Genomic DNA, 18074 nt, shown 5'->3' with positions numbered 1-18074 from the left:
GGAATGGTAAAAATGAAAATACTTATTGTAGGTCTGGGTCTTATCGGAGGTTCTTACTGCAAAGCGATTACCAGCTATACAAATCATGAAGTATATGGTCTTAACAGAAATCAAAAAGTAATAGAAGACGCAGTAAAATGCGGCTGTATTATAAGAGGTGCGGATACATCTGAGCTTGATTTATTCGATATGGTAATAATATGCCTGCATCCGCAGCCTACCGAACAGTTCATGAGAGACAATATGAGTAAGTTCAAAAAGGGCTGTATACTTACTGATGTATGCGGAATAAAAGGTCAGATGACGATCAATATGACAAAACTTGCCGCTGAACATGGCGTAAATTATGTCGGCACTCACCCTATGGCAGGCAAAGAGCGTTTCGGTTTTGATTTTTCAGACGGCTCACTGTTTATCGGCGCTAATTTTATTGTAACACCTCTGCCGGAAACTGACAAAAACTCTGTCCTGACTGTTGAAACTCTGGCAAGAGACATGGGATTCGGTAAAATCGTAGAGACGTCTCCGTTTGACCACGACAGCATAATCGCTTATACCTCCCAGCTTGCCCATGTAGTTTCCAGTGCATACGTTAAAAGTCCCACAATGCAGAAAGAACTTGGTTTCAGCGCCGGAAGCTTTAAGGATATGACAAGAGTGGCAACACTGAACGAAACAATGTGGACTACACTTTTTATGTCGAACCGTGACTGCCTTGTGTTTGAAATTGACGAGCTTATAAAGCATCTGACAGAATATCGGGACGCTATTGCCGATAACGACAGCGATACTCTTGAACAGCTTCTTAAAGACGGTCGTATCCTCAAAGAAGAAAATTTAAAGCAACGCACAAAAGAAAGCGAATAAACTTGTTAAATAATAAAGTCAGTGGTATAATAAGGTTATAAAAATCAAAGGAGAATTAATTATGATAAAACATATCGTAATGTTCAAGCTGTCAGAAAATGCAGACGGTAAGACTAAAAAAGAAAATCTTGATACCGCACTGGAAATGCTTAAAAATTTCAAAGCGCTGATTCCCGTAATGAAAGACTTCAAGGCTGTTACAAATTCACCCGACGCTCCCGACAGCAACTATGACCTTGCTTTAATATGTGATTTTGCAAGTATTGACGATTTAAATGCATATCAGAACCATCCGGAGCATTTGAAATTCGGAAAATTCATAACTCAAGTCAGAGAATCAAGAGCATGTATTGATTATGAATATTAAAAAATCCCTGCTGACGCAGGGATTTTTATTTTACGGTAAAAGTCTGTTAATATCTCTCGGGAACATACTGCATGTTCTGATATTCTGAGCATTAATAATTTTCATTACAAGTCTTTCAAGACCGATTCCAAGACCGCCGTGAGGTGGCAGACCGTATTTATGGGCTTCAAGATAATATTTGAAATCGTCAGGATTAAGTCCCTGAGCTTTCATCTTAGTTACCTGCTCGTCATAATCATGAATTCTCTGTCCGCCGCTTGTTATTTCAAGACCTCTGAAAAGAAGGTCAAACTTATACGCAAGTCTTGGGTCTTCTTTAGAATCCATAGCATAAAACGGTGGTTTAGATGATGGAAAATGAGTTACGAAAATAAAATCGCTGTCAAATTCTTCCTTAGCATACTCACAAATTGAAACTTCGTCCTCAGGTTCAAGGTCAAGCTTATTTCCCGAACCCTTGTTTCCAAGAATTTCTTTAGCTTCAAGAAGCGTAACACATGGGATTTCATTGATCACAGGTACTTCTGCCTCCAAAATTTCAATTTCATTTGCATAATTTTCCCTGATGTAATCCATAACGTATTTCAGCATAGCTGTTTCCATTGCCATAACGTCATACATACTGTCAATGTAACCCATTTCAAAGTCAAGACCGATATACTCATTAATATGTCTTGAAGTTGCATGTTTTTCCGCACGGTAAACAGGTCCGATTTCAAAAACTCTGTCAAAGAACGCAACGGCAGTTTGTTTATAGAACTGCGGCGACTGATTCAAGAATGCCGGTTTGTCAAAATATTCCAGATGGAAAATATTTGAACCGCCCTCAGCACCCTGTGCAACAATTTTCGGAGTATGGATTTCAGTGAAGTTTTCTTTCAGCATAAATTCTCTGAATCCGTTGCATACACCCTCCTGTAGTTTAAAGATAGCTCTTTCATAAGCATTTCTCAAAGCTACTGAACGATTATTGAGATTAATATCAAGTGTACAGCCCAAACGCTTATTAGGAACATGCAGAGGATATTCCTCAGCAGGACTTGAAATAAGACTGATATTTTTCAGAACAAGCTCAATTCCGTTGTAACCCTTTTCATTTTCTGTTACAGTACCTGTAATATTAACAAAATATCCCTCTTTAAGACCATCAATACTGTCCTTACAATTTTCAGGAGAATAAATAGTCTGAATCAGATATCTTCCCGTACGTACAACGATAAATGAAAACTCACTCATATTTCTGATTTTATAAACACAGCAGCTAAGTGTAATATCCTTGCCGATATTGTCAACAGCGTCAGACAATACAAATTCTTTTTTAAGTGTATCAGTACCTATCTGCATTATATTTTTCTTAGTACCGGGCTTGTATTTGTTTACATCGTTATAAGCCGTCATATTAAGCTGAGTTTCAGCAGAAACAATTTCTTCGGATTTACTGTCCTCGCTTATGTCAGACGCAGCGGTACTCTCTGAAAGATTCTTTTCAAGTTCTTCTTTAATTATCTTTGGAGTACAAGCGCCTTTAAGCTGTTTTGAACACTGTCCCATAAGGAAACCGAAAACCTTTGTTTCGCCGTTTCGGTACTGCTGAGCTGCTGTCTCATTTGCCTTTAATACAGAATCAATTACTTCTGCAACCTTTGCCATATCATTAACGATAAGCATTCCTTTTTCCTTGGCAATTTCCTCTGGAGACTTGCCGCTTGAGATCATTTCACGAAGGATTTTCTTAGCATCGTTTTTAGAAACCTTATCTGTATCAGCCATTTCAACCAGCTTTGCAAATGCGTCTGCTTCAAAAGGCAGACTATCCATTGAGACCTCTCCTAAATTCACACGACGGAGCAGTTCTACAATAATAAAGTTAGCAACGCTCTTAGGATTGTTATATACTTTAAGCGATTCGTCAAAGAAGTCTGAAACACGCTTCTGATTAACAAGAATTTTAGCGTCAACCTCTGAAAGACCATACTCACCCGTATATCTTGCCAGACGCTTATGAGGCATTTCCGGAAGCTTTGCTTTTATTTCATCAAGCATTTCATCAGTAAAATTAACCTGTAAAATATCAGGTTCAGGGAAGTAACGATAATCATGAGCGTCTTCTTTGGTTCTCATGGAAGTGGTTTCGCCTCTGTTATCGTTAAAACGTCTTGTTTCCTGAATGACCTTTTTACCCATGTCAAGAAGTCTGGACTGGCGCTTGATTTCAAAATCTATAGCACGTCCGATCGATTTCAAGGAGTTTAAGTTTTTGCACTCTGTTCTCGTACCGAATTCCTTATCTTCCGGTTTCATAATGGAAACGTTTACATCTGCTCTGAGAGAACCCTGCTCCATTTTACAGTCGCAAACTCCTGCGTACTGTAAAAGCAGACTTACTTTTTCCACAAAAGCCTTTGCTTCTTCTGCGGAAGAAATATCAGGTTCAGTAACGATTTCTATAAGCGGTACTCCGCATCTGTTGTAGTCGGCAAGAGAAACAGCGTTGAAGTCGTCATGAACAAGCTTACCTGCGTCCTCTTCAAGATGGATACGGTTTACACGGATATCCTTTTTCTTTCCGTCAACTTCAATCGTAACAACACCGTTTATACAAAGGGGAAGATTCAGCTGCGAGATCTGATAAGCCTTTGGAAGATCGGGATAGAAATAATTTTTACGGTCAAATACTGAAAATTTATTGATATCACAGCCAAGAGCAAAGCCTGCTTTTACCGCATATTCAACAGCAGTCTGGTTAATTACCGGCAAAGTTCCGGGCATACCTGTGCAAACAGGGCAGCAGCGTGAATTAGGGTCTCCGCCGAATTCTGCATTACAGGTACAAAAAACCTTTGATTTAGTTAAAAGCTCGGCATGAACTTCAAGACCGATAACCGGAATATATGATGACATTATTCTTCTCCTCCTTTAAACCATTTCCGGCGCTTTATAAGCGAAAGTTTTTTCAAAAGCGTCCGCAGCGCCGATGATAGAAGCCTCGTCGAACTTCTTTCCGATAATTGACATACCAACAGGCATACCGTCCTTGTTATATCCGCATGTTGTAGATATAGCCGGAAGAGAGGCAATGTTTACTGTTACGGTACAGATATCAGCCTTGTACATTTTTACAGGATCTGATACATTTTCGTCTGCATTATAAGCAACGGAAGGCGTAGTAGGAGTCAATATCATATCGCACTTTTCAAAAATACTGTCATATTCCGCTGATATTTTCTGTCTCAGTGCAAGAGCCTTACCGTAATATGCGTCATAGTAGCCGCTGGAGAGAGCATAGTTTCCGAGAAGTATTCTTCTCTTAACTTCACTGCCAAATCCCTCCGCCCTTGAATTACAGATAAGCTCGTTAAAGTTTTCACCGATCTCACTGCGGTGACCGTACTTGATACCGTCATATCTTGAGAGATTTGAGGATGCCTCGGCAGAAGAAATCAGGTAGTATGCAGGAACGGCATATTTAAGACTCGGCATACTGCATTCTATAAGTTCCGCACCCATTTGCTTGTATGTTTCAGCAGCTTTCAGTACTTCGTCTGCAACTTCTTTATCAATGCCTTCTCCGTAAAATTCTTTTGGAATGGCAATTTTAACGCCCTTCATATCCATTCCGATTTTAGCGGTAAAATCCTCAGTAGGATTTTTTGAAGAAGTACCGTCATGTCTGTCATAACCGGCAATAGCGTTTAAAATCACTGCACAGTCGTGAGCGTCCTTTGCAAGAGGACCGATCTGGTCAAGAGATGAAGCGAAAGCTACAAGACCGTAACGTGAAACTCTGCCGTAAGTCGGTTTCAGACCGGTAACACCGCAGAATGCCGCAGGCTGTCTGATCGAACCGCCCGTATCGGAGCCTAATGCTCCCGCACAAAGGGAGGCGGAAACACTTGCCGCCGAACCGCCCGAAGAACCTCCGGGAACTCTGTTCAGATCGTAAGGATTTTTTGTCTTTGCAAAAGCGGAAGTCTGAGTTGAACCGCCCATAGCAAATTCGTCCATACTAACTTTTCCCAGCATAACAATATTCTGCGCATCAAGCTTTTCCATAACTGTAGCGTTATAAGGCGGAATAAAATTTTCAAGCATTTTTGAAGCACAGGTCGTTTTAACACCGTCCGTACAGATATTGTCCTTTATAGCCATAGGAATACCGCAAAGAGGCGCAGCATTTCCGGCTTTGATTTTTTCCTGAGCCGCTTTAGCGCTTTCAAGCGCATTTTCTTCCGTAACAGTAATATAGCTTTTTACATTACCGTCATATTTTTTTATTCTCTCAATATAACCCTGAGTAAGCTCGGAAGCAGAAATTTCACCGCTGTCCAGCATCTTTCTCATGTCTCTTATTTTAAGTTTTGTAATATCCATATCCTAACCTCTTATCCGAATTATTCAACAACCTTAGGAACAACAAAGCAGTTTTGACTGTTAACTGCATTCTGGAGTATTTTTTCCGTAGGCATACTGGCTTCCGATTCGTCCTCACGCAGATTGTTCAGATATACATTCTTATTATCTGCAAGCGCATTGTATTCAACGTCAATTTCCTTGATTGTATCCATAATTTCGATGATACTGGTCATTTCTTCAGCTGTTTTTTTCAGTTCTTCATCAGTAAATGAAAGCTTTCCAAGTTTGGAAAGATACGACACCATTTCAAGATCCAAATCAAATCCCTCGTTTCTGCATTATTTCATTAGAATAAACTTATTAAATTATACTACATTTTAGCAATCATTGCAAGATTTTTTTTATTATTACTTGCAAAACTAATAATTTTATATCGTTTTATTTCTATAATATTGCATTTTTTCTAAAAGCTTGTTGATTTTTTACAGAAAATAATATATACTTATATTGTTAATTTAAATCAAAGGGGCGATAAAAATGAAATTTACAAAAATGCACGGTATCGGCAACGATTACATATATGTAAACTGCTTTGAAGAAAAAGTTGACAACCCCGAAAAAGTTTCCATATATGTAAGCGACCGCCGTAAGGGCATAGGCTCTGACGGACTGGTTCTGATTATGCCTTCCGATAAGGCTGATTTCAGAATGAGAATTTTCAATGCGGACGGTTCTGAGGCAATGATGTGCGGAAACGCTACACGCTGCATCGGAAAATATGTTTATGATAAAGGTCTGACGGATAAAACTGAAATTACTCTTGAAACCAATTCAGGCATAAAGTACCTCACACTGTTTCCGGAAAACGGCAAAGTAGAATTTGTTGAGGTAGATATGGGCAAAGCTATACTTACACCGAAAGATATTCCGGTAAATTCCGATAAGGAAAGATTTATTTCCGAACCTGTAGAGGTTGATGGAAAGGAATATAAAATCACCTGCGTATCAATGGGCAATCCTCACGCTATTGTATATATGGACGATATTAAAGATCTTGAACTGGAGAAAATCGGTCCGTCTTTTGAAAATCACAAGCTCTTCCCCGACAGAATCAATACTGAATTCATAGAAGTTATTGATTCCCATACTCTTAATATGAGAGTTTGGGAAAGAGGAAGCGGTGAAACTTTCGCCTGCGGAACAGGCGCATGCGCCTCGGTTGTAGCGTCAGTACTCAACGGCTACTGTAATCATGACGAGGAAGTCACCGTTCATCTCAGAGGAGGCGACCTGAAAATAACATGGAACTCTGACGGTACTGTTATTATGAAAGGTCCTGCCGCACTTATCTGTGACGGAGACGTTGATGTAAGTCATATAAAATAAATTTTAAGGAGTAATACAATGACAAAAGTAAACAAGAATTTTGAAAACCTTGTTCCAAACTATCTTTTTGCAGACATCGCAAAAAAGACTAACGAATTTATAAAAGCAAATCCTGATAAAAAACTTATCCGACTGGGTATCGGCGACGTTACTCTTCCTCTGGCACCCGTAGTTGTTGAAGCGATGAAAAAGGGATGTGACGAATTAGGTGTAAAGGAAACTTTCAAAGGCTACCCTGATTACGAAGGATACGAATTTTTAAGAACTGCCATTTCAGATTACTACAAAAGCTTCGGAGTTAACGTATCAGCCGATGAAATTCTTGTAAATGACGGAGCTAAAAGCGACGCTGGTAATATCGGCGACATTTTTGCAGAAGACAACGTAATTCTGGTAACAGACCCTGTTTATCCGGTGTATGTTGATTCAAACATTATGGCAGGCAGAAAAATCCTCTATGCGGACGGTACAGAAGAAAATAATTTCTGTGCAATGCCCGATCCTGACGTAAAGGCAGATATCATATATCTCTGCTCCCCTAACAATCCTACAGGCGCATGCTTAAACAAGGAACAGCTTAAGGCTTGGGTCGACTATGCAAATGCAAATAATTCTCTTATCATATATGACGCTGCATATGAAGCATTCATTACCGAAGATGATATACCAAGAAGTATTATGGAAATTGAAGGTGCAAGAACATGCGCAATTGAAATGTGCTCGCTTTCAAAAACTGCCGGATTTACCGGTACAAGATGCGGTTATACTGTAATTCCTAAAGAGCTTGAGCTTGACGGTACAAACATCTACAAACTCTGGTACAGAAGACTTTCCACAAAATTTAACGGCGTATCTTATCCTGTACAGTGTGCGGCTGCGGCTGTATTTTCTGAAGAAGGACAGAAACAGACTCGTGAAAATATCGCTTATTACAAGGAAAATGCAAAAATCATTGCCGATACAATGGACGAACTGGGTATCAAGTACACAGGCGGCGTAAATTCTCCTTATATCTGGCTGAAATGCCCGAATAATATGGGAAGCTGGGAATTTTTTGATTATCTTTTGAACAATATTTATGTAGTAGGAACTCCGGGCGAGGGCTTCGGTAAAAACGGCGCAGGCTGGTTCAGACTCACTTCTTTCGGAGACAGAGAAAACACTATTGAAGCAATGAACAGACTTAAAAGTCTTATGAAAAAATAATGATTAAAACAATAAATACTGCGGCACTGTTGTATTGCCGCAATAATATCTGACTTCATCTATACAATATTTTTTTAAAAAATAATTTATGAATATTACAAGCTTTTTCTCTCACACTATAAAAAAGGAGGAAAAGCAAATGAAAAAATCAAAAAAAGATTATCCTGTGACCCCTGCCTACGAGGATATAATGTTTAATGAAGCAGGCTCTTCAAACGAGTGTACCGGCTTGATACCCTCCGCCGTGTTGACGGAATCTGAATATGATTCGTATGAAGCTTTATACGATTTCTGCCTGCCTTCAAGTGTAAAAGAAGATATTGAAAAAAAATAAAGTTATCTTATAAGGGACGAATTTTAAGCGTCCCTTAATTTTTTTACTAAAAACTGAGATTTTATGTATTCCCAAATCGTTTTATTAATGAAGCTTCAAAAAATGAACGAAAGGAGCTGATGCAATGGATAACATTATATTCTGCCAAAAACTCGAAAAGTATAAAAACACTGTTTTCCGTGCTGCTTATTCATACTGCGGAAACAAATCGGACGCTGAAGACATATCTCAGGAAGTATTTTTGAAATTCTACACCTTAGATCGTGTATTTCAAAGTGAAAACGAAGAAAAAGCATGGCTTATAAGAGTAACTGTTAATAAGTGCAAAGATATTTTTAAATCATCATGGTACAAAACCAAAACTTCACTGGAAGAATGCAGAGAAGTATATTCTATGAACGAATCACAGTCTGAGCTTATAGATGTTCTAATGTCAATTCCGGAAAAATACAGAATAGTCATTCACCTTTATTACTACGAACAGTATTCCGTTAAAGAAATTTCAGAAATAACAAGCAGAAAAGAATCCACCGTTCAAACACATTTACAAAGAGGCAGAAAGCTCATTGAAAAAAAGCTTAAGGAGGAAGAAGAATATGAACAAAAACTTATATATGGAAACTATGAATAAAATTTCTATGAATGAAAATTGTACGGAAAGAATAATAAAAGAGGCTGAAAGCAGCGTAAACACATCACAATACAAGCCTAAAAGAAAAATCCGCTTTATTCCGGTGATGGCGGCAGCAGCAGCAGCCCTTACATGCGGTACATGGGCGGCAGCTGAAAGCGGCGGATTTGAATGGATTAGAACTTTCTTTTCAGAAACGTCAACAGATATGGAAATAACAGATGTTGAAACTAGTCTTATAGGCGAAATGGAAAATTTCAGCTATGAATCCAGCAGCAGCGATATAAGTTTTACTCCCGTTGGAATGATTGCTGATAAACTGAACATTTACTGTATTGTAAAACCGGAAGGCATAGACGCCGAACAAATACAGTTCATTGCTCTGAATTCAGATGGTATAGATTATGAATCAGGATATTCAGGCAATCTTGATGCCTATGAAGATGAAAATACAGGAAATCTAATAATAAAATACAATTTATGCGAACAATATTTTTCCGAAAACAACAATGTAGATATTTATCTTTCAAATTATAATTCAAATAATATAAGCGAAGATGAAAAAGCCAGACAAACTTTCATTGACATTAACAGCGGAAAAAAATATATAGATCTTCAAAGTCATGAATGGGAAAATGATTTTGACATTTTCAGAATCAGCTTTACATTAAATTTCGGCAACATAAATACTTTGCATGTAGGCTATAATAATTATCCTAAAGAAGTTAATTATCAAATAACTGACCTTATAATTACACCTTTATCTGCGATAATAGAAAGCAGCGGAGAAACAGTTATTAATGATAACGAATTAAAACTAATTATGACTGATGAAAGTATCATATATGTAAATCCGCTGTTTAACGGCGGATATTCCACATATGAAGATGGTAAATCACCGTATCATCATGCTCAATGGATATTCGATGAACCTATAGACCCGGACAACATTTCACAAGTTTATATTAATGACAATCTCATATACGAAAAAGAATAATTTAAAAAGTCCGGAAATTCCGGACTTTTTATTTATTTATGAACAAATTATTAAATAAAAGCAAATATTATATTAATTATAAAAAAATATATTGAAAAAAATGTCAAAATATGTATAATGAAAATATAATCTGGATTATATATTATAAAAAAAGAGGTTTAAATTATGAAAAAGATTTTTAAAAGCGTATTTTCTTATTTATTAATATGCATGCTGTTTTGCTGTCCTATAACTAATGTTTATGCAGACGAAATCAATGCAAGAATTGTATCGGCAGAAGCTATGACGATTTCTGCAAATAATACATATTATATAAGAAATTACAAAAGCAATTTATATCTTGACGTTGCAGCTCCAAGTTACAAAGAATTAATACAACATTCTTTTATGGGCGGTAATAATCAACGTTTTGTTTATCAAAACAATACTCTGAAATCCGTTCACACAGGAAGCTATGTAACAACTGGTGCAAATTACGCAGCTGATTTTCCAAGAGCCGTAGTTGGATCATCACTAAAGATTTCTTTATCAGTAAATACAGATGGAACTTACTGCATTTTAAAACAGGACGGTAATACCTGGAGAGCTCTTGATGTATATAACTCCACATCTGTTGTGGGTTGGGCTGAATATACAGCCTCAAGCAGTCAGAAATGGGTACTGGAAGACGGAAATCAGGCAGAAATCGCTAGAGGTACTTATTATATTATTAATGCGAACAGCGGAAAATATCTTCAGTTAAATGAAACTACCGGCGGCTTGGTACAAAATACATTAAACAGCGGCAATAATCAGAAGTGGGAAATTATTAAAACTTCAAGCGGTAATTATCAAATTAAAACAAAATCCACAACATATCCGGGATATATAAATGTAAACTATTCCACCGATAATTACGGCGTAGTCAAAAATTCAAGTATGAACATAGATATTTATGAAAATGATAACGGTACATACAAACTGCACATGCCTAACTTATCATATTGTCTGGTTGTTCAATACGGTTCTACATCAAATCTGGCAAAAACAATCTGGCACCCTTATCACAATACATATAACGAGCAGTGGATGTTTGTGAAGGCATAATTAATAAAAAATCTTCCTATAAATTATAGGAAGATTTTTTTATATTTACATTTAATTGACTAATAAGGAAAAATAAGATATAATGTAATTATAAAAATAATTATAAAGAAAGGAAACCACATGAAAAAAATAATCTCATTTCTGACCTCCGCAGTAATGACCGTATCACTGTTTATGTCTGCAAGCTCTCATGTTATTGCGTCTATTTATGAAAAAGACTATAATGACACTTTATTTAATTGCATTATAAAGCTTCCCGGAGAGCCGCTGGCAAAGTATCCCGAGGCACAATCTCTTGGAGTGGACAAATTTATTTTTACTGACGAAGGACAATCTGCCTACGAAACAATTGAACAAGAACATGAATTTGCCAAAGAATATCTTGCTAAACTGCTGGGGAAAAAATCGCTTTCGCCAAAATATGAATACACAGCGGCGTATAACGGATTTTCTGTTGACATTTCCCATAATGAATACAAAATCATAAAAAATGATCTAAATTCTATGGTAATATCCGATATTTATGAGATTTCCCCCAGAGGAGATGAATCGGAAGAAATCGATACGCTTAATGCCCAGACTGAAAGCAAAGATTCAATATTTTCCTATTCCGAACTGACAGATAAAGTACTGGAAACCGTAGGTGCTTCCGAAACGGACTATAAAGGAGAAGGAATTGTAATTGCCGTAATAGACAATTCCTTTGACCGATACCATGAATTCTTGTCTCTTCCGGACGGTGCTGAAGGAAGGCTGACAAAAAAAGACATTATAAACATCTCCCCTTACCTATCAGCTACCCAGAAAAAAGGAGCTAGCTATTATGTAAATAATAAAATTCCATATGCATTTAATTACTGTTCGCAAACAACCGATACTCTGAAATACTTTCACACTCACGGTACTCATGTTGCAGGAATTGCAGCAGGCAACGGAGAAGCTGAAACCAGCAGCAAGTACGATCCGCAGGGCGTCGCTCCTGACGCACAGCTCGTTCTTATGTCAGACATCAGTCTTAGCGATGAAAATCTTTTTGCAGCTTATGACGACTGCCTTTATCTTGGTGCAGACGTTATAAATACCAGCTACGGCGCAAGCGGTATAACGCTTGAAGAAAAATTGTTTGAACCATCATATGAAGCTATTAACAATATTACCGGCACCGGCGTCATGTTCTGTTCATCTGCCGGCAACGACGGAAAACTTGAAGTAATTGAAAATAACTTCCTGGACTACAGCACCGGAGGGTTTTCAAATAACCTGAAAAGCGTATTGTCTGTTGGTTCCGCACAAAACTATTTTGAGGAAACTTATGCAATAACTGTTAATGAAAACAATTTTGAAATAGTTGACTCAGAGAAAAGCATTTTGGCAGCGTTTAATGAAAAAACATTGGCATACGTTCCAATACCCGGAAACGGAGAAGCCGACGATTATAAAGGACTCAACGTTAAAGGCAAAATAGCGCTTGTTTCCAGAGGAAAAATTTCTTTTTCAGAAAAAGCTTACAATGCCGCTGAAGCGGGAGCAGTAGGTCTTATCGTATATGACAATGACGAAAACGGAAAACTTCTCACAATGGATTGTCAAGGACTGCCCAGCGGATTTATTTCCTTCAACGCAGGAATGAAGATGATAGAACAGGAAAATAAAACTGTAAGCTTCAGTCTGACTCCTCAGCTTGTTCTTAAATATGATAAAGAAGTCATGAGCAGCTTTTCATCATGGGATTTTACTGAAACTCTGCTTATAAAACCTGATATAACAGGATTCGGCGGAAATATTATTTCTTCTGTTCCTGACTCAAATAAAAAACTGCATAACCTTTATTCAACAATGAGCGGAACCTCAATGTCGTCTCCGCAGATTGCCGGCTTAAACGCACTGCTTAAACAATATTTAAAGGAAAATGCTTCAAAATACGGAATTGTTAAAAATTCTGATTATACTGAACTTATGGCAAAGCTCCTGATGTCAACTGCAACGCCTATAAGCACCAGCGACGGTCTTGAGGTAGCGTCTCCAAGGGTTCAGGGAAACGGACTGGCAAATGTTTCTGATGCGATAAATACTCCGTGTTATATATCCTCCAACAGTGAAGCTGATAATTACCGTCCTAAAATTTCACTGGGAGAAAACGCTTCCGGAGAATACTTGCTTCAGTTTAATATACATAATATAAGCGATACTGCCCAGACATATCAGCTAAGCGCCGATGTTTTCAATGACGCAGTAAACGAAAATGATGAATTAAGCTGGAATACTCAGAGACTTGTAAAAGACGCTGATTATTATCTTGTCTTTGAAGATACCGATACAGGAGCCGAATTACAGGAAATAACGGTAGAACCATCAAGTGTAAAGCATGTAACGGCTAAAATAATACTTACTAAAGAAGCTTACAATAATATTTTTGAGGTTTTTGAAAACGGTACATTCATAGACGGTTTTATTAACCTGAAAAACGAAACTTCCCCTGCACTTACTCTTTCATTTATGACATTCTGCGGAAACTGGAGCGAAAACAACACAGCAGAGCTGATTGAACAGTTCGCCTATAAGGATCCCGATAATGAATATGCTTCCTTTTTGTCAGACGGTGTAAATACAGCGGGATTGAATCTTATTGAACTTTACAGTCTTTTCACAGATGAATTTGACAATGAACCGTCTGACACAGACGATTTGGACATAACGCTGTCACACCCTTACTTTTCTCCGCTGCTGAATCCAAACGATGATGACAATGCATTTAATAATCTGTTTTTAAATACCTGCTTTAAACGGAGATGCTATGATGTTAAGGTATCAATATATAATTCCGATAAGGAAGAGGTTTACAGCGAGATTCTGGGAAGCGGAAATATATATATCGATCATGCAACTAACGAAAGAACGTCTAATTCATTTGAAATAAACTGGGATTTCCGAGACACTGACGGAAAAATTCATAACAATGCCGCTTATACGATATGGGTAACGGCCAAAACTCCTCTGTCAGATAAATACAGCAGTAAAGTTGTAACTCAAAGCTTTACTATTGACACTGAAAAGCCTGTTATAAACAATTGCTCCAAACTAATTATCGGAGATACGGAATATCTTATGATTGAAGCCGCAGATAACGGCTCATTACAGGGAGCCGTAAGCTATGAGGTAAACGATGAATCATATCCTGTGTACTTTGCTCCGGCAAATACATCGTATAAAAATAACATTTTAATAAAGCTGCCGGAATATTCAACCGAAAGCTTTGTGGAAGTTTATGATATGGCAGGAAACTATGAAACAATTGATCCGAATAATATTACAAAACAAATTTATTATTATTCAGAAGATGTAATTGCATGTGCGTCCGACGAAGAATCATTTGCTGATAAAATTAGTTTCTTTGATGAGACCGGACGTAAAATCAGCATTCCATGCAGCTTTTCTTACTCCCCTGCTGAAGTCTATGAAAACGGATATGATGAATCTATCCTTATAATAAACGGATTCAAAATTGCCTACATCCCAGTTCAGGCGGGTCTGAGAGGCGATGCAAACGGCGATAACAATCTAACTGCCGGCGATGCTGCATATATTGCCAAAATGCTGGCTCATCAGAAAAAGGAAGAACTTCCGGCATGGGCAGATTATAACCAAGACGGTAAGATAACTGCCGGCGACGCCGCTGCAATTGCACATTATCTTGCAAATAAACATTTTAATTAATATAAAGAGACTCATAATATGAGTCTCTTATTTTTTTCACATTTAATACCAAAAAATTTGTCGTTTAATATAAAACAAAAAGTAAAACATATTAATAAAGAAAAAACATTTCTTTTACATTATTCTTAAAATTATGTTTCAAAAAGTAATACACTCTTGATTTTTCTTGACAAAAACATAATTTTAATATATACTAAAAATTATAGTGGAAAATTGTTAATTAGGTAAATTTTTAAAATAAAATAAATAATATCAGGAGTATTAAAACAATGAAAAAAGTTATTACTTACGGTACTTATGATCTTCTTCATTACGGTCATATTAATCTGCTGCAAAGAGCCAAGGCTTTGGGAGATTATCTTATAGTAGCTTTATCTACCGATGAATTTAACTGGAATTCCAAACAGAAAAAATGCTACTTTACCTATGAACAAAGAAAACGTCTTCTTGAATCCGTAAGATATGTAGACCTTGTTATACCTGAAGAAAACTGGGAACAGAAAATCAGCGATGTAAAGGAATTTAAAATCGATACTTTCGTAATGGGAGACGACTGGACCGGAAAATTTGATTTTCTGAAAGATTACTGCGAGGTAGTATATCTTTCCAGAACGCCGGAAATTTCTACTACTCAAATAAAAAATGATTTAAAATAAACTATATTAAATACTTTCAATTTCTATTTCGGAGGAATTATTAAATGGCAAAAAACAGTACGGTAAAAAGAATAGTCAACAAATTAAAATCCCGATTGTGGTTTAGTATTTATTATAATATATATCAGAAATCCAAATTAAATAAAAATATGGTATTTCTTGAATCCAGAAACGGGTCGGATATGGCTGGAAATATATTATATATTGCTAGGGAACTTTCAACTAATCCAGACTATAAACATTTTAAATTATATGTACCTGCCAAGCCTTATATGGCTGAAAATGTGAAAAATTTACTTCAAAAATACGGAATCAAAAAAGTTAAATTTATAAGAGAAGAATCCTTAAAATATTATAAATTTCTTTCAAAATCAAAATATCTTGTTAATGATACTTCATTTCCCAGACGTTTTATAAAAAAAGACGGACAGATAATTTTAAATACATGGCATGGAACACCGCTGAAAAATATGGGACGAGATGTTAAAAACGAAGTTTATAATATGGGCAATGTTATGAGAAATCTCATTTTCAGTGATTATCTGGTATTTCCTAATGAATATATGAAAGAAAAAATGGTCAGTGCGTACATGTTGAAAAATCTATGCAAAGCAACTATTTTAAATGAAGGATACCCCAGAAATTCCGTATTTTTTAACACTGAAAGACGCGCTGAACTGAGAAAACAATTTGAGGTTGACAATAAGGAAATAATTGTTTATATGCCTACATGGAGAGGTCAAGTAAATAAATACGATCAGGAAGGCGTGATAGACGATACTACACATTTTCTTGAAGAAATGGACAGCCGTCTTAAAGACAATCAGCTGATGTATGTAAAATATCACCCTCTTATGAAGCTGGAATTTGAAGATAACGCATATAAGCATATCAAGGCTTTTCCGGCAGGATATGAATATTATGAGATATTGAATATGGCTGATACCCTTATTACAGACTATTCCAGCGTATTTTATGATTTTGCAAATTCCCGAAAAAAAATAATTCTCTATACCTACGATAAGGAAGAATACTTCCAAAACAGAGGCATTTACGTATCTTTAGATGAATTTCCATTTCCTCAGGCAGCTACCGTCGATGAACTCATTGAAGCAATAAACACTCCTAAGGATTACGACGACTCGGAATTTATAAAAAAATACTGTACTTACGACAGTCCGGACGCAGTTAAGAGAATCTGTCAAAGAGTATTTCTCGGAAAGTCGGTCACAAACGAAGAAAAACTTATACCTAACGGTAAAGAAAACGTTCTGATATTTGCCGGAAATCTTGCTAAAAATGGTATTACAACTGCTCTTCTTTCCGTACTTGATAATATTGATTTATCCAAAAACAATTATTACCTTTCATTCCGTGAACGGCTTCTTAAAGAAGATCCTTCAAGAACAGAAGTAATTCCTGATGAAGTCGGAGTAATCCCCATAAGCAGTGAAATAACTTTTGACTTTAAAACTGATTATGCACATAAAAATTACTTGAAAAAAGGAAAAGAAAAAAATAAATATAAAAAAATAATGGCTGAAGCATACTCAAGAGAAATAAAAAAACATTTTTATAATATTAAATTTAAACATGTTATACATTACGGCGGTTATGAAAACACCATTCTTGGAATGCTGACTCAATTTGACTCTATTAAAACCGTGTTCGTTCATAATGATATGCTTCAGGAAATAGAAACAAGAAATAATCAAAATATACATTTGCTAAAATGGGCTTATAATGTTTGTGACCATGTTCTTCCGGTATCCATTGATATAGCAGAACCTACCTATCAGATTAGTGGCAGAAAGGATAATATTATGGTTATGAATAATTTCCATAATCATGACGCTGTGGTTCTAAAGGGCGATATGCCAATCGAATTTCAAAAGGATACTGAAATTTTCTGTCCGCACCCGAACGGAGTAAACCATATTTTAAATTCTCCGGGAATGAAATTCATTACTATCGGAAGATTCTCGCCAGAAAAAGGTCACTTCAGACTTATTGACGCTTTTGAAGAATTTCATAAATCTTATCCAGATTCAAGCCTAATAATAATCGGAGGACTCGGCGTTCTTTATAATAAAACTATTGAACATGCCCGACAAACAAATTGCTGGGACAGCATTGTTTTAATTAAATCTATGCAAAATCCTATGCCAATTTTAAAAAGATGCGATTTATTTATAATTTCATCATTTTATGAAGGACTTCCAATGGTTCTTCATGAAGCTGATTCTTTGGGTATACCGTCATTTTCTACAGACATACACGGTCCAGGTGGTTATTTTCGTGAATTTGGAGGCTATCTTGTAGAAGACAGTACAGAGGGAATTTTACAGGGTATGTATGATTTTGCAGACGGTAAAATCAAACCTATGAACATCGATTATATAAAAAGAAATGCGGGAATAAGAAAAAAACTGGAAGAAATTTTATAATAAAAAGCACAGCATAAGCTGTGCTTTTTT

At 36.6% G+C, this 18074-nt stretch carries 14 protein-coding genes and 1 pseudogene; 11 read left to right on the top strand and 4 right to left on the bottom strand.

Annotated features, from left to right (window positions below; translation table 11 throughout):
- The first annotated feature begins 12 nt into the window (after nt 1–12).
- Nucleotides 13–867 carry a prephenate dehydrogenase gene (locus OCV67_RS06405; protein WP_147643158.1) on the top strand — a complete coding sequence of 285 codons (855 nt, stop codon included), beginning with the start codon at nt 13–15 and terminating at the stop codon, nt 865–867.
- A gap of 61 nt (nt 868–928) precedes the next feature.
- On the top strand, nt 929–1234 hold the full coding sequence (locus OCV67_RS06400) for a Dabb family protein (RefSeq protein ID WP_147643157.1): 306 nt from the start codon (nt 929–931) through the stop codon (nt 1232–1234).
- A gap of 30 nt (nt 1235–1264) precedes the next feature.
- Here the strand turns inward: OCV67_RS06400 and aspS are convergent, their stop codons facing one another.
- The 4 genes and pseudogenes from aspS to gatC all read right to left on the bottom strand — a co-directional run bounded on the left by aspS (nt 1265) and on the right by gatC (nt 5904).
- Nucleotides 1265–2578, bottom strand: a complete 1314-nt coding sequence (gene aspS, locus OCV67_RS06395; RefSeq protein ID WP_147643293.1) for an aspartate--tRNA(Asn) ligase — start codon at nt 2576–2578, stop codon at nt 1265–1267.
- A 132-nt stretch (nt 2579–2710) separates the two neighbouring features.
- Nucleotides 2711–4135: pseudogene (gatB, locus tag OCV67_RS06390) on the bottom strand (Asp-tRNA(Asn)/Glu-tRNA(Gln) amidotransferase subunit GatB); the annotation flags it as partial.
- A 15-nt stretch (nt 4136–4150) separates the two neighbouring features.
- Nucleotides 4151–5605, bottom strand: coding sequence for an Asp-tRNA(Asn)/Glu-tRNA(Gln) amidotransferase subunit GatA (gatA, locus tag OCV67_RS06385; protein WP_147643156.1), 1455 nt, complete (start codon nt 5603–5605; stop codon nt 4151–4153).
- A gap of 20 nt (nt 5606–5625) precedes the next feature.
- Entirely contained in the window at nt 5626–5904 is a 279-nt protein-coding gene (gene gatC / locus OCV67_RS06380) for an Asp-tRNA(Asn)/Glu-tRNA(Gln) amidotransferase subunit GatC (protein ID WP_147643155.1), read from the bottom strand.
- 220 nt (nt 5905–6124) lie between these two features.
- Here gatC and dapF point away from each other — a divergent pair, with 220 nt between their 5' ends.
- The 9 genes from dapF (at nt 6125) to OCV67_RS06335 (ending at nt 18044) form a co-directional block, all read left to right on the top strand.
- Nucleotides 6125–6973: a diaminopimelate epimerase gene (gene dapF, locus OCV67_RS06375; protein ID WP_147643154.1), complete on the top strand. Its 849-nt coding sequence runs from the start codon at nt 6125–6127 to the stop codon at nt 6971–6973.
- A gap of 18 nt (nt 6974–6991) precedes the next feature.
- On the top strand, nt 6992–8179 hold the full coding sequence (locus tag OCV67_RS06370) for an LL-diaminopimelate aminotransferase (protein ID WP_147643153.1): 1188 nt from the start codon (nt 6992–6994) through the stop codon (nt 8177–8179).
- A gap of 139 nt (nt 8180–8318) precedes the next feature.
- Nucleotides 8319–8513, top strand: coding sequence for a hypothetical protein (locus tag OCV67_RS06365; protein ID WP_147643152.1), 195 nt, complete (start codon nt 8319–8321; stop codon nt 8511–8513).
- A gap of 124 nt (nt 8514–8637) precedes the next feature.
- Entirely contained in the window at nt 8638–9144 is a 507-nt protein-coding gene (locus OCV67_RS06360; RefSeq protein WP_147643151.1) for an RNA polymerase sigma factor, read from the top strand.
- The gene (locus tag OCV67_RS06355; RefSeq protein ID WP_147643150.1) at nt 9110–10141 is read left to right on the top strand and encodes a hypothetical protein; all 1032 of its coding nucleotides are present in this window, start codon (nt 9110–9112) and stop codon (nt 10139–10141) included. The genes OCV67_RS06360 and OCV67_RS06355 overlap by 35 nt, the downstream gene beginning before the upstream one ends.
- A gap of 165 nt (nt 10142–10306) precedes the next feature.
- Complete coding sequence (locus OCV67_RS06350; RefSeq protein ID WP_147643149.1) at nt 10307–11227, top strand: RICIN domain-containing protein; 921 nt, start codon at nt 10307–10309, stop codon at nt 11225–11227.
- A gap of 120 nt (nt 11228–11347) precedes the next feature.
- On the top strand, nt 11348–14941 hold the full coding sequence (locus OCV67_RS06345) for a S8 family serine peptidase (RefSeq protein ID WP_147643148.1): 3594 nt from the start codon (nt 11348–11350) through the stop codon (nt 14939–14941).
- Nucleotides 14942–15210: 269 nt separating this feature from the next.
- A complete protein-coding gene (gene tagD, locus OCV67_RS06340) occupies nt 15211–15597 on the top strand; it encodes a glycerol-3-phosphate cytidylyltransferase (RefSeq protein ID WP_147643147.1) in 387 nt (128 codons plus the stop codon).
- Between the two features lie 44 nt (nt 15598–15641).
- Nucleotides 15642–18044 carry a CDP-glycerol glycerophosphotransferase family protein gene (locus OCV67_RS06335; protein ID WP_147643146.1) on the top strand — a complete coding sequence of 801 codons (2403 nt, stop codon included), beginning with the start codon at nt 15642–15644 and terminating at the stop codon, nt 18042–18044.
- Nucleotides 18045–18074 lie beyond the last annotated feature (30 nt).

This window comes from Porcipelethomonas ammoniilytica (genome assembly GCF_025567485.1).
Taxonomy (GTDB): Bacteria; Bacillota; Clostridia; order Oscillospirales; family Ruminococcaceae; genus Porcipelethomonas; species Porcipelethomonas ammoniilytica.
This window is presented reverse-complemented; position numbering and strand designations above follow the sequence as displayed.